The sequence below is a fragment of the Pseudomonas caspiana genome, from assembly GCF_002158995.1.
Taxonomy (GTDB): domain Bacteria; phylum Pseudomonadota; class Gammaproteobacteria; order Pseudomonadales; family Pseudomonadaceae; genus Aquipseudomonas; species Aquipseudomonas caspiana.
Window position 1 is genome coordinate 491,338 of the sequence record NZ_LOHF01000002.1, and the last position, 13,468, is coordinate 504,805.

At 59.3% G+C, this 13,468-nt stretch carries 9 protein-coding genes; 4 read left to right on the top strand and 5 right to left on the bottom strand.

Translation table 11 applies throughout. The annotated features are described in order from the left end of the window. Positions 1-14 precede the first annotated feature (14 nt). The 4 genes from gatA to AUC60_RS04685 all read left to right on the top strand — a co-directional run bounded on the left by gatA (position 15) and on the right by AUC60_RS04685 (position 4,556). Positions 15-1,466, top strand: a complete 1,452-nt coding sequence (gene gatA, locus AUC60_RS04670; RefSeq protein WP_087264914.1) for an Asp-tRNA(Asn)/Glu-tRNA(Gln) amidotransferase subunit GatA — start codon at positions 15-17, stop codon at positions 1,464-1,466. Positions 1,467-1,477: 11 nt separating this feature from the next. Continuing rightward, the gene (gene gatB, locus AUC60_RS04675) at positions 1,478-2,923 is read left to right on the top strand and encodes an Asp-tRNA(Asn)/Glu-tRNA(Gln) amidotransferase subunit GatB (protein ID WP_087264915.1); all 1,446 of its coding nucleotides are present in this window, start codon (positions 1,478-1,480) and stop codon (positions 2,921-2,923) included. Between the two features lie 158 nt (positions 2,924-3,081). Next, positions 3,082-3,459: a septal ring lytic transglycosylase RlpA family protein gene (locus AUC60_RS04680; protein ID WP_087264916.1), complete on the top strand. Its 378-nt coding sequence runs from the start codon at positions 3,082-3,084 to the stop codon at positions 3,457-3,459. Positions 3,460-3,488: 29 nt separating this feature from the next. Then, positions 3,489-4,556 carry a calcium/sodium antiporter gene (locus AUC60_RS04685; protein WP_087264917.1) on the top strand — a complete coding sequence of 356 codons (1,068 nt, stop codon included), beginning with the start codon at positions 3,489-3,491 and terminating at the stop codon, positions 4,554-4,556. Here the strand turns inward: AUC60_RS04685 and AUC60_RS04690 are convergent. From AUC60_RS04690 to ptsP, 5 genes are all read right to left on the bottom strand, one after another. Next, positions 4,553-5,494, bottom strand: a complete 942-nt coding sequence (locus tag AUC60_RS04690) for an AEC family transporter (protein WP_087264918.1) — start codon at positions 5,492-5,494, stop codon at positions 4,553-4,555. The two genes, AUC60_RS04685 and AUC60_RS04690, sit on opposite strands and share 4 nt — an antisense overlap. 355 nt (positions 5,495-5,849) lie before the next feature. Further along, a complete protein-coding gene (locus AUC60_RS04695) occupies positions 5,850-7,412 on the bottom strand; it encodes an alkaline phosphatase D family protein (RefSeq protein WP_087264919.1) in 1,563 nt (520 codons plus the stop codon). Positions 7,413-7,596: 184 nt separating this feature from the next. Further along, a complete protein-coding gene (locus AUC60_RS04700) occupies positions 7,597-9,342 on the bottom strand; it encodes a PTS fructose-like transporter subunit IIB (protein WP_087264920.1) in 1,746 nt (581 codons plus the stop codon). A gap of 149 nt (positions 9,343-9,491) precedes the next feature. Further along, positions 9,492-10,433 carry a 1-phosphofructokinase gene (gene pfkB, locus AUC60_RS04705; protein ID WP_087264921.1) on the bottom strand — a complete coding sequence of 314 codons (942 nt, stop codon included), beginning with the start codon at positions 10,431-10,433 and terminating at the stop codon, positions 9,492-9,494. Then, the gene (gene ptsP / locus AUC60_RS04710; protein ID WP_087264922.1) at positions 10,433-13,294 is read right to left on the bottom strand and encodes a phosphoenolpyruvate--protein phosphotransferase; all 2,862 of its coding nucleotides are present in this window, start codon (positions 13,292-13,294) and stop codon (positions 10,433-10,435) included. The genes pfkB and ptsP overlap by 1 nt, the downstream gene beginning before the upstream one ends. Between the last annotated feature and the right edge of the window lie 174 nt (positions 13,295-13,468).

Consider the following 13,468-nt stretch of genomic DNA (forward strand, 5'->3'; position numbering starts at 1 on the left):
GGAATGTGCCTTCAATGCATCAAATGACTCTGGCAGAGATCGCCCGCGGACTCGCCGATAAAAAGTTTTCTTCCGAAGAATTGACCCGTGTCCTGCTCGCGCGCATTACGCAGCTCGACCCGCAGCTCAACAGCTTCATTACCCTTACCGAAGACCTGGCCATCACCCAGGCGCAAGCCGCTGATGCCCGTCGCGCTGCTGGTGAAAACAATCCGTTGCTGGGCGCACCGATCGCTCACAAGGACCTGTTCTGCACACAAGGCGTGCGCACCAGCTGCGCATCGAAAATGCTCGACAACTTCAAGGCGCCGTACGACGCCACTGTCGTTGCCAAGCTCGCGGCTGCGGGTACCGTCACCCTTGGCAAGACCAACATGGACGAATTCGCCATGGGTTCGGCCAACGAGTCCAGCCACTACGGCGCGGTGAAAAACCCATGGAGTCTTGAGCACGTACCGGGTGGTTCCTCGGGTGGTTCAGCTGCTGCGGTTGCCGCTCGCCTGCTGCCTGCCGCGACGGGCACCGACACCGGCGGCTCGATTCGCCAACCGGCCGCACTGACTAACCTGACCGGCCTGAAACCGACCTACGGTCGGGTTTCCCGCTGGGGCATGATCGCTTATGCGTCGAGCCTCGATCAGGGTGGTCCGCTGGCACGTACCGCTGAAGACTGCGCGTTGTTGCTGCAAGGCATGGCCGGTTTCGACCCGCTCGACTCCACCAGCATCGACGAGCCAGTGCCGGAGTACAGCGCCAGCCTCAACGGCTCGCTGCAAGGCCTGCGCATCGGTCTTCCAAAGGAATATTTCAGTGCCGGTCTCGATCCGCGCATTGCAGATATGGTCATGGCCAGCGTCGAAGAGCTGAAAAAGCTCGGTGCCGTGGTCAAGGAAATCAGCCTGCCAAACCTGCAACACGGCATCCCGGCTTATTACGTGATCGCTCCGGCAGAAGCCTCTTCAAACCTGTCGCGTTTTGACGGCGTGCGCTTTGGCCATCGCTGCGAAGAACCGAAAGACCTCACCGACCTGTACGAGCGCTCCCGCGCTGAGGGCTTTGGCCCTGAAGTACAACGCCGGATTCTGGTCGGTGCTTACGCGCTGTCCGCTGGCTACTACGACGCGTACTACCTGCAGGCGCAGAAAATCCGTCGCCTGATCAAGAACGATTTCATGAACGCTTTCGCTGAAGTCGATGTGATCCTCGGGCCGACCACGCCTAACCCGGCCTGGAAAATCGGCGCCAAGACCAACGACCCGATCGCCGAGTATCTGGAAGACTTCTACACCATCACCGCCAACCTCGCGGGTCTGCCGGGCTTGTCCATGCCAGCCGGCTTTGCCGATGGTCTGCCGGTAGGCGTGCAATTGCTCGCCCCGTATTTCCAGGAAGGCCGCTTGCTGAACGTTGCTCATCAGTATCAGCAAGTCACCGATTGGCATCTGCGCACGCCTGACGGCTTCTAAGGAGAAAACACATGCAATGGGAAGTCGTTATCGGGCTGGAGATTCACACCCAGCTTTCGACCCAATCAAAGATTTTCTCCGGCAGCGCTATCGCGTTCGGCTCCGAGCCCAACACGCAGGCCAGCCTGGTTGACCTAGGCATGCCCGGCGTTTTGCCGGTGCTCAATAAAGAAGCAGTACGCATGGCGGTCAAGTTCGGTCTGGCGGTAGACGCCGAGATCGGCCAGCACAACGTGTTTGCCCGCAAAAACTACTTCTACCCAGATCTGCCCAAGGGTTATCAGATCAGCCAGATGGAATTGCCGATTGTCGGCAAAGGCCACCTGGACATCACCCTTGAAGACGGCACCGTGAAACGCGTCGGCATCACCCGCGCCCACCTTGAAGAAGACGCCGGTAAAAGCCTGCACGAAGACTTCAGCGGCATGACCGGCATCGACCTGAACCGTGCGGGCACCCCGCTGCTGGAAATCGTTTCCGAGCCGGACATGCGCTCGGCCAAGGAAGCAGTGGCTTACGTTAAAGCCATGCACGCGCTGGTTCGCTACCTCGGTATCTGCGACGGCAACATGGCTGAAGGTTCGCTGCGCTGCGACTGTAACGTTTCGATCCGTCCGAAGGGTCAGGTCGAATTCGGTACCCGTTGCGAGATCAAGAACGTCAACTCGTTCCGCTTCATCGAAAAGGCGATCAACAGCGAAATCCAGCGTCAGATCGATCTGATCGAAGATGGCGGCAAGGTCGTGCAGCAGACCCGTCTTTACGATCCAAACAAAGACGAAACCCGCGCCATGCGCAGCAAAGAGGAAGCCAACGACTACCGTTACTTCCCCGATCCGGACCTGCTGCCAGTGGTGATCGAAGATTCATTCATCGAAGAAACCCGCGCAACCCTGCCGGAGTTGCCGCCGCAGAAACGCGAGCGCTTTCAGAGCCAGTTCAGCCTGTCGGCTTATGACGCGAGCGTGCTGGCCTCCAGTCGCGAGCAGGCGGACTACTTCGAACAAGTGGTCAGCATCAGTGGCGACGCCAAACTGGCCGCCAACTGGGTCATGGTCGAACTGGGCAGCCTGCTGAACAAGCAAGGCCTGGAAATCGAAGAGTCGCCGGTCAGCGCCGAGCAACTGGGCGGCATGCTCAAGCGCATCACCGACAACACCATTTCCGGCAAAATCGCGAAAATGGTCTTCGAAGCCATGGCCAATGGCGAAGGCAGCGCCGATGAAATCATCGACAAGCGCGGCCTGAAGCAAGTGACTGACAGCGGAGCCATCGAGTCGATGCTCGACGAAATGCTGGCAGCCAACGCTGAGCAGGTCGAACAGTACCGCGCCGCAGATGAAGCCAAACGCGGCAAGATGTTCGGCTTCTTCGTAGGTCAGGCGATGAAAGTATCGAAAGGCAAAGCGAACCCACAGCAGGTCAATGAACTGCTGAAGAAGAAGCTGGAAGGTTGATTTAAAAGCTCCTGCCGGACCTTACCTGTAGGAGCTCACCGGGGTTACGAGGCCAGCGATGGCGGAGTGTCAGACAGGCCGCCATCGCTGGCCTCGTAACCTCGGTGAGCCCCTACAGGGAGATGCGGTAGTCTAAAAAATCTTAAGGATCGCAACCCATGCTGCGGCTTCTCGGCACCACAGCCCTGTTCACCTTCCTGGTTGGCTGCGCCAGCCAGAATCAGATCATCGACGCTCGCGGCTACAATCAAACGGGCGATGCCTCCTATTACGGCGCCCGGCACCACGGCAAGCGCACTGCCAGCGGCGAACCCTTTGATCAAAATGCGCTCACGGCGGCCCACCGTCAGCTACCCTTTGGCACGCAAGTCAAAGTCACCAATCTTGATAACGACAAAAGCGTTATTGTCCGGATCAATGATCGCGGCCCTCACACACGTGGCCGACTGATTGATCTATCACGCGCGGCTGCCGAACAGATCGGCATGGTGCGCAGCGGAACCGCGCCTGTGCGCGTACAAAGTCTGAGCGACTAAGGACGCCCCGAATTCTCGAACTATCATCCCTGCCCTTTCCCGATGTACTTCAGTGGGTTTGCGGTTTGCTGTTGCTGCTTATCGGGGCCGAGCTTTCCGTGCGTGCCGCAGTGAGTCTGGCGACCACCCTTGGGGTACGGCCGCTGTTCATTGGCCTGACCTTTGTTGCGCTGGGCAGCAGCGCGCCGCAAATGGCGGTCGGCCTGCAAGCAGCGTTCACCTCCAGCGCGGATATCGCCGTGGGCAGCGTGGTAGGCAGCAACATCTTCAATGTATTGGTCACCTTGGGATTGTGCGCGCTGATCATTCCGCTAAGGGTTACCCGGCAGTTGGTACGCCTGGAAATCCCGCTGATGATTGCAGCGAGTGCATTGGTTTTGGCACTTTCCTGGAACGGCGTGCTCGGTGCGCTGGATGGCGCGATCCTGCTGCTGGGTTTGCTCGTCTACCTACTGGTTGTCTTGCGCCAATCCGGGCAACGCTTTGCCTATCGCCAATCCAGTGGCACGGAACACTCACGCAAAACAGGTCAGGTCGTGTTGCGCCTGAGCGCGTTGTTGGGTGGTATAGCTTGCGTGGTGCTGGGCAGTCATCTGCTGGTGGCAGCATCAGTGGTGATCGCGATGGATCTTGGTCTGTCTGAACGGGTGATTGGCCTCACCGTGATTGCCGTCAGTACCTCCCTGCCCGCCTTGACCACTTCATTGATCGCCGCATTGCGTGGCGAGCGTGACATTGCTGTGGGCAACGTTGTTGGCAGTAACCTGTTCAATCTGTTGGGCGTCTTGGGCATTACAGCCCTTATCGCCCCCATGCCACTGTCAGTCTCGCCCAATGCGCTGGATTTTGACCTGCCCGTGATGCTTGGCGTAGCAGCGCTGTGCATGCCTTTGTTCTACTCCGGCTACCGGATCACCCGAATCGAAGGGCTGATGCTGCTGGCGCTGTATGCCGCGTACGGACTGCACATCGTGTCGTTCACCACCGGCATGCCGCTGGCCGACAAGCTTGAGCGGCTGATGGTCCAGTTTGTACTGCCGGTGTTCGCGGTGATGATTACCTTCAGCACAATCAGAGCATGGCGACGTCAGCACTAGATCCAGCCGCCCCATTGCAGGATAAAGATCCCGATATTGGTGGTCACCGCTGCCGCCAATGTCGTGATCACAATGATTGCTGCAGCCAGCACATGATTGCCATTGGCCGCCCGGGCCATGACGTAACTAGACGCGGCGGTCGGGCTGGCGAAGTACAGAAACAGAATCCCCAACTCTGCCCCACGGAATCCACACAGCCAGGCTGCCAGCGTCGACAGCACCGGCAAAGTGACCATCTTCATGACACTGGCGCTGATTGCCAGCTTGCCGCTCTGATGCAGCGAACTCAGTGACAGCGTGCCGCCGATACAGATCAGGGCCAGCGGCAGGGTCATCTGCGCCAGATAATTGCCCGACGTTTCGATCCAGTGAGGCAGCGGAATCTTGAAATAGGCAAAGGGCGTAGCCGCGATGATGCTAATGATCAACGGATTGCCCAACACGCTTTTGAACAGGCTCCACGGGTCAGACTTGATCACCGGGCTGTACACCGCGAGCACGATGGTCGAGAGCGCGTTGTAGAACAGGATGACCAGGGCCGCGAGAATCGCTCCCAGAGAAATCCCGTAATCGCCGTACATGCTGGCGGCCAGCGCCAGACCGATCACACCGTTGTTACCGCGAAAGGCGCCCTGAACGAAAACCCCACGATCTACCAGCGGCACACGCCAGATCGCCCAGCCCCAAGCGAACGCGAAACCGGCCAGGGTGATGATGGTGAAAAAGATCAGCAGCGAGGGCTGCAAGGCTTCACGCAAATCGGCGTGGATGATGCCCAGAAACAGCAGCGCAGGCATGGTCACGTTAAACACCAGGCTCGACGCGGTCATGATGAAACCGTCATCAATCCAGTTGATGCGCTTGAGCAGCACCCCTAGGAACAGCATGGCGAAAACCGGCGCAGTGATGGCCAGGGTCTGATAGAAAATGTCCAGCATTCGTCGAACCCTGTCCCGTCGTTAGGTAGCTAATGATAAGCCAGCATAGACGATAGCGTTACAGGGAATTTCGGAAAGCCGCTGTAGGAGTGAACTTGTTCGCGAGGCGGCCTATCTGGCTAAGCAGAAGATCGCCTCGCCAACAGGTTGGCACTTATCAGACAAACTGCAATCTTCCAGATTGAACCCAATCCTGTAGGCGCTCACCGAGGTTACGAGGCCAGCCATAGCGTTTGCCTGACACTCCGCCATCGCTGGCCTCGTAACCTCGGTGAGCTCCTACAGGTCCATGTTTGCTGCGCAATAGTGCTGCGTCAGAAACAAGGGGCGAGTTCCTACAGGAATGCTCAGCGCTTCATGCCTCCCGCGCGGGCACCAGTTTCTTCTCGAACACCGAAACCCCGTCCAGATCCCGCAAGGTCACGGTCATCTCCGAACTTTGCCCGTCGATGTTCACTTCACCAAAAAACTGAAAACCGGCAAATGGCGATGTGTTCTGCGCAGGCGGCGCCTTCTGGAAGACCAGTTCAGGGCCGAAGGTTTTATCCAGCGGGTTAGGCCCGAAGCTACCCGCGTTCAACGGCCCGGCAACAAATTCCCAGAATGGATCGAAGTCCTGAAACACCGCCCGATCCGGTTGATAGTGATGCGCCGCGCAGTAATGCACATCGGCAGTCAGCCACACGCAGTCGCGGATTTTTTGCGCGCGCAGATAGGTCAGCAGTTCAGCGATTTCCAGTTCGCGACCGGCCGCCGGGCCGTCGTTGCCATTGGCGATGGCTTCCCAGCGCGCCACACCGGGGCTGACTTCGCCATCCGGCACACCCAGACCAATCGGCATGTCTGCAGCGATCACCTTCCATTGAGCAGTGGAATTCTTGAGTCCGCTTTTGAGCCAGTCCAGTTGCGTGCGCCCCAGAAACGCCGTGGTCGGGCCAGGTTTATCAGCCAGATTGGAGTCGTTACCGTCGCGATAACTGCGCATGTCCAGCACGAATACATCCAGCATCGGACCGTAGCTCATCTTGCGATAGATGCGCCCGCCCTTATCCGCCTCCTGCAAACGCATAGGCGCGTACTCCAGAAACGCCTGACGACCACGGGACGCCAGCAGTTGTATGTCCTTGACCTTGTAACGGTCGTCCAGCTGTTTGCTCGGCGACCAGTTGTTCGTCACTTCGTGGTCGTCCCACTGCCAGATCTGCGGCACCTCAGCATTGAAACGGCGCAGGTTGTCATCCATCAGGTTGTAGCGATAAGCACCACGGTATTCGTCGAGGGTTTCCGCGACTTTGCTCTTGGCTTCGGTGATGATGTTGCGCCAGATGCGCCCACCTTCGGTAACGATCTGCGCCGGGACAGGGCCATCGGCATAGATGGTGTCGCCGCTGTGGATAAAAAAATCCGGCAGACGCAGACGCATGGCTTCATAGATACGCATGCCGCCCACATCCGGGTTGATGCCGAAGCCTTGACCCACTGTGTCGCCACTCCAGACGAAACGCAGGTCTCGACGCTGTTGCGGCACACTGCGCAGATGGCCGAACCAGGGCTCACTGGTTACACCTGACTGAGCGTCTTCGAACTGCACGCGGTAAAAAATCGCCTGATCGGTGGGCAGTCCGGTCAATTCGACTCGCGCAGTGAAATCAGTGCGCTGATCAGCGAGGGCTGAAACCAGACGCCGCGGATTGGTGAACATGCTGCGGGTGTCCCACTCCACGACCATGCGCGACGGTCGATCACTGCGACTCCAGACCATCGCCCGATCACCGAGTACGTCACCGGACTGCACGCCATCAGTGATTTTCGGTCGGTCCTGAATCGAAGCGATAACGGCCGGAGCCAGTCCAGGCAAAAGCAAACCTGCACCAGCAGCCTGAATGATACGACGTCGTGTCGGGTCGAACTGAGTCATGGAGGGTCCCCCTGTTGAAGGTAAAGGGGAAAGCTAGCAGTGCAAGATGGGGGAAATATGACAATGGGGCAGACATTGAACCGGTAGGAGCCAACTTGTTGGCGAGAGGCGGTGTGTCTGTCAAATCGCCTCGCGAACACGTTCGCTCCTACCGGGGACATCGCATTACCAGGGCAGGGGTAATTCAAGCCTGCGCGGGCGCAACCTCCATCTCAACCACCTCAGGACGCTTGAGCAAGGCGTACGTCACGCCTGTGACCACGCTACCCGCAACAATCGCCAGCAGGTACAACAGCGCATGATTCATCGCATTCGGGATAAGCATCACGAAAAGACCACCGTGCGGTGCCATCAGCTTGCAACCGAAGTACATCGACAACGCACCGGTCAACGCCCCACCAGCGATGCTGGCCGGGATGACGCGCAACGGATCTTTCGCAGCAAACGGAATGGCGCCTTCGGAAATGAAACACAGGCCCAGGACGAACGCTGCCTTACCCGCCTCCCGCTCGCTCTGAGCGAATTTGCGGCGAGCGATGAAACTGGCGATGCCCATCCCGATCGGCGGCACCATGCCTGCCGCCATCGCAGCGGCCATGGGCGCGTAGCTCTGGGAGGCCAGCAAACCGACCGAGAACGCATAGGACGCTTTGTTGATCGGCCCACCCAAATCGACACACATCATCGCCCCGAGCAGCACGCCCAGCAGAATGGCGTTAGTGGTGCCCATGCTGTTGAGGAACACCGTCAGGCTTTCCAGCAGTCCAGCCACCGGTTTGCCTACGGCGTAAATCATCAGCAAGCCAGTGATGAGGCTGGCCAGCAACGGGATAATCAGAATCGGTTTGAGCGCTTCAACACTGGCTGGCAAACGCACATAGCGACTGATTGCCCAAGCGCTATAACCCGCAATGAAACCTGCCGCGATCCCGCCGATGAAACCTGCGCCAAGAGTGCTCGCCAACAAACCACCAATCATGCCTGGAGCCAGGCCCGGCCGATCAGCGATGGAATAGGCGATATAACCGGCCAGCAAAGGAACCATCAACGTAAACGCAGCATCGCCCACCTGTTTGAGCACCGCAGCCAGCGTGCCCGGCTCTTTGAAAGCCTCGATGCCGAAAACAAATGACAGCGCGATCAGCAAACCGCCCGCCACCACCATCGGCAGCATGTACGACACGCCGGTGAGCAAGTGTTTGTAGACGCCGGTTTTTTCCTGCTTGGCAGGCTCCTTCGAGGTGCTGCCAGAGGATTCCACCTGAGCTTCAGCCAAGGCCTTCTTCAAGGTTGCGTCGGATTGCTTGAGGGCAATACCGGTGCCGCAACGATAGATACGCTTACCCGCGAAGCGCTCGGTGGCGACTTCGATATCGGCTGCCAGCAATACCACGTCAGCGTCGGCAATCGCTTGAGCACTGAGGGGATTACGTGCGCCTACCGAGCCTTGAGTTTCAACCTGAAGCTCATAACCCAGACGCTTGGCGGCTTGCTGAATTGCCTCGGCTGCCATGAACGTGTGTGCAACGCCGGTCGGACACGCAGTGACTGCGACAATGCGCGGCACACTGCCGGTGCTCACAGCAGAAGGCGCTGCAGAGGCTGTCGCAACGGGAGCCTCGTAGACTTTGGCCTGCTCGGCCGCACGATGCAGAAAGCCGTCCACGTCTTGCAGCGCGTGAGCGGGAGAGTCTTGAAACAGGCGCTTGCCCACGAAACGCGACAGATCGACTTCGCCGGTGTTGACCACCAGAATCCAGTCTGCGTCGGCGACTTCCTGCGCGGACAAAACCTGTGTCGGGTTGCGCGGATCAAATACTTCGACGCTGGTGCTCCAGCCCATACGCTGGGCCGCGGCATCCAGCAGCCTCGCACTGAGAACGCTGCTGACCTTGCCATTTGGGCAGGCTGTCACAATGGCTAATTTCATTACCTGGCCTCTCTTATTAAACAGCGCATAACCAAGTTGATTGGAATGCATTCTGTAGGAGTTGCCAAAGGCTGCGATCGCGATGTATCTGGCACACCTGATCGCAGCCTTCGGGAGCTCCTGCACCGGCCATGCAGTGGCCGGCTCCCTTATTTTTCCGCCAGAGTGCGCACGTTCACGCCGCCTTCAAGCTTTTTAAGCTGTGCGTTATCGGTAATACCAAACCCGATCTGGGTCACCGCCATGGCCGCAATCGCCGTGGCAGTGCGCAAGGTTTGCTGAGCCGGATGACCGCTGAGCAACCCGTGCACCATGCCCGCCAGCAGCGAGTCTCCGGCACCCACCGTGCTCGCGACGGTGACTTTCGGCGGCAGCGACTGCAACGCAGTCTCAGCGCTGAACCAATGCACGCCTTCAGAACCCTGCGAGATCACCACGTGTTCAATGCCACGGGCGCGCAGGCTGGCGGCAGCTTCGGCCTGAGCAGCGATGGAAATGATCGGCGCATCCAGCGCATCGGCCAGCTCTTCAGTATTGGGCTTGATCAGCCACGGACCCGCCGCAAGCCCTGCACGCAAAGCCAGGCCGCTGCTGTCCAGCGCAACTTTCAGACCGAGATCTTTCAGGCGTACCAGCAACTTGTGCAGCCATTCCGGGCTGACACCACGCGGCAAGCTGCCTGCAACCACGACCGCGTCGAACTGCGTCGCGATCTGTTCGACACGGGCATACAACGCTTGCTGCGCATCCTCGCTGACCATCGGGCCAGGGCCATTCAGGTCCGTGATACGTCCGCTTTGTTCTGCCAGCTTGATGTTGCTGCGGGTTTCCCCCGGCACGCGAACGAACTCATCGACAAAGCCGCGACGCGTAAACAACGCCTCGAACGGTTGCTGGTTGTCGACGCCGAGAAAGCCAGCGACGGTCACTTGATGCCCCAGGTCAGCTAGCACCTGGGCAACGTTCAAACCTTTGCCTGCCGCATGGCTGAGCATGGCTTCGCTGCGGTTGACTTGCCCGAGCTGCAACGGCCCCAACTGCACAGTCAGGTCCAGTGCGGGGTTCATGGTCAGGGTCAGTATCTTGGCCATTACAAAGCCTCCACGAGAGCGCGAACTTCGGCGGCACTGCCCACCGTCAGCGCGTTTTGCGCCAGTTGCTTAGCGGTACTCAAATTCAGTTCACGTACACAGGCTTTGACTTCGCCAATGCTGCGCGCCGAAACACTCAACTCATCGACGCCCAGCCCTACCAGCACCGGAACCGCCAACGGATCAGCCGCCAGCTCACCGCAGATGCCGACCCACTTGCCGTTGGCATGGGCCGCACGCACGGTGATGTCGATCAATTGCAAGACCGCTGGATGCAAACCGTCAGCCTGAGCCGACAAGGTCGGGTGGCCGCGATCGATGGCCAGGGTGTATTGGGTCAGGTCGTTGGTGCCGACACTGAAAAAATCCACTTCTTTGGCGAGCACGGGTGCAAGCAAGGCGGCTGACGGGACTTCGATCATGATGCCGATCTGCAAGTCCGCCACCGGGATTTCTTCGCGCAGACGCAAGGTCATGTCCCGTGCCTGACGCCATTCCTCAACGGTGCCGACCATCGGGAACATGATGCGCAGAGGGCGGTTGTCAGCAGCACGCAGCAACGCGCGCAACTGGCTTTCCATGACTTGCGGTCGTTGCAGGGTCAGGCGAATGCCGCGCACACCGAGAAACGGGTTTTCTTCCTTGTCGATTGGCCAGTAAGGCAGCGGTTTGTCGCCACCTACGTCCAGCGTACGAACCACCAACGGGCGACCTTGCAGATCGTCCAGCACGCGGCGGTATTCCGCTTCCTGAGTTGCCTCATCCGGCGCCTGTGAGTGGGCCATGAACAGCAACTCGGTACGCAACAGGCCGATGCCTTCCGCGCCCTGCTCCACCGCAGCCGGTGTACCGGCGCTGTCGCCAATGTTGGCGAAGACTTCAACCGCATGACCATCGAGGGTCAGCGCGGGCTCCATACGTTTCGCGGCGGCGGCTTGCAGGCGTCGTTCGCGGTTATCGCGATCCTCTGCAGCGCGCTGCAACGTTTCGGCATCCGGGGCAACGGTCAGGCGACCTTTCTGGCCGTCGAGCAACAGCATCGTGCCCGGTTTGAGCAACAACACGCCATCACCGGCGCCAACCAGCGCGGGAATGCCCAGTGCGCGCGCAACAATTGCGCTGTGCGCCGTCGCGCCGCCACGCGCGGTCAGAATGCCGGCAACCTGCACAGGATCAAGCCGCGCCACATCGGACGGACCCACTTCATCCATCACCAGGATGTAGGGTTCGTCCGGCGCGACCAGGGTTTCGATGCCGCAAATCTGCGCCAGAACCCGACGGCCGACGTCACGTAAATCCGCTGCGCGTTCCGCCAGAAGCGCATCCTTCAACTGCTCCTGCTGGCGCGCGGCGCTGTCGATCACGTTGTTCCAGGCCGCTGCGGCGCTTTCGCCCTGCCTCAGGCGCAAGATAACTTCGTTGGTCAGCTCAGGGTCGTCGAGCATTTCGACGTGCGTGATGAAAATCTCGCGGATTGCCTTGGCCTTGCTGCGCTGGATCAGGCCCTGAATATCCTGACGCACCTCCGCCAGAGCTTTTTCCAGACGCTCGCGCTCGATCGCGGCAGATTCGCCCTGCAGCGGGTAATCAAAGGCTTGCAGCACTTGAATATGCGCAGGACCGATGGCGATACCCGGCGACGCCGGAACCGCAGTTATTTGAGCGCCATCCAGTGGAGCCGCTGTCTCTTTGGCGACGACCGCAGCAACCGGTGTCGGCGATGACGCTGTGGGTAGCGGCTCGACTTCCTCACCCAGCCCTTGCTCGACGGCAGCCAACAGAGCAGGCAACGCATCGGCGGCCACGCTCGGCTCGGCGATGAACTCAAGCACCTGACCACGACGCGCCCCCAGACTCAACAGCTTGCTCAAACTCTTGGCGGAGACAGCGCTCTCGCCAGTGTCCAGCACGCGAACGCGAACATCGCCGTCAAACTCCTTGGCCAGTTGCGCAAGGATTTTCGCCGGACGAGCATGCAAGCCATGTGCGTTGGCCAGCGTCACGTGCTGGGTCGGCCACTCGGAAGGCACTTCGCCGCCCAGGGCTTCGAGTACCGCACGATTACTGGTGGCGTGACCCAGCTCATGACCGCGGCCTTCAATCAGCAGAGAGCACAAACGCTCAAGCAACGTCTGGTGTGCTTCGCCCAGACTGGCGAGGCAGAACAACCCGGTGAGCGGCTGACCGAGGTAACGGATCGGTTTGTCCGGTGTAACGAACGCCAGGCCTGGACGCTTGACGGTCTGTTCGCTGTGCAGCCACCACAGGCCATCACCCAGAGAAAGGGCTTCGACCTGCTGGAGCACGGCAGCGAAGCCGTTATTGACGCAGTCGGCTTTACGCAACAAACGTGCACCGCGCCAGACCAGTTCTTCGAAATCGTCGGCAGAAACCCCAAGGCTGATCAACTGGCTATCAAGGGCCAGCTCTTGCGGTGCGCCTTGCAGCAGTTTGAGCAGGGCGTCAGGGCTGTCAGCTTTGCGCAGCTCTTCACCCAGATCGGTTTCGCCCAAGGCTCGCGTCAGCAGTTGCAGCAGGCGCAAATGCTCGTCGGACTTGGCCGCGATACCAATGGCCAAATACACCATGTGGCCGTCGCCCCAATCAACGCCTTCCGGGAACTGCAGCAGGCGTACGCCGGTGGCGAATACCTGATCGCGGGTCTCTGGTGTGCCATGAGGGATTGCGATGCCTTGACCGAGAAAGGTCGAGCCTTGCTTTTCGCGGTTCTGCAAACCGGTCAGGTAGCCTTCGGCGACAAGGCCATCGGCGACCAGAAAATCAGCAAGCAGTTGCAAAGCGGCGGACTTATCCACAGCCGTCTGGGCCATGGATATTTGCTCAACGGTGAGCTCGAGCATGCCTGTCTCCTGTACAGCGCGGGCAAGCGCCTGATTCTTGTTTTAAGAACGATCATGAACTGATCGACAGCTTAGGTGATGGAACAGATAAACGATCAGAGGTATCCCTAAGACAGCAGCAACAAATATAGTTGCTGAAACGTTTAATCTAATTGAGCGGCACGTTACTCGATT

Bases quoted from the DNA above. Each gene is read 5' to 3' on its own strand.
- AUC60_RS04695 (WP_087264919.1), bottom strand. From the start codon at position 7,412: ATGACTCAGTTCGACCCGACACGACGTCGTATCATTCAGGCTGCTGGT.
- gatA (WP_087264914.1), top strand. From the start codon at position 15: ATGCATCAAATGACTCTGGCAGAGATCGCCCGCGGACTCGCCGATAAA.
- AUC60_RS04690 (WP_087264918.1), bottom strand. From the start codon at position 5,494: ATGCTGGACATTTTCTATCAGACCCTGGCCATCACTGCGCCGGTTTTC.
- AUC60_RS04700 (WP_087264920.1), bottom strand. From the start codon at position 9,342: ATGAAATTAGCCATTGTGACAGCCTGCCCAAATGGCAAGGTCAGCAGC.
- AUC60_RS04680 (WP_087264916.1), top strand. From the start codon at position 3,082: ATGCTGCGGCTTCTCGGCACCACAGCCCTGTTCACCTTCCTGGTTGGC.
- pfkB (WP_087264921.1), bottom strand. From the start codon at position 10,433: ATGGCCAAGATACTGACCCTGACCATGAACCCCGCACTGGACCTGACT.
- gatB (WP_087264915.1), top strand. From the start codon at position 1,478: ATGCAATGGGAAGTCGTTATCGGGCTGGAGATTCACACCCAGCTTTCG.
- ptsP (WP_087264922.1), bottom strand. From the start codon at position 13,294: ATGCTCGAGCTCACCGTTGAGCAAATATCCATGGCCCAGACGGCTGTG.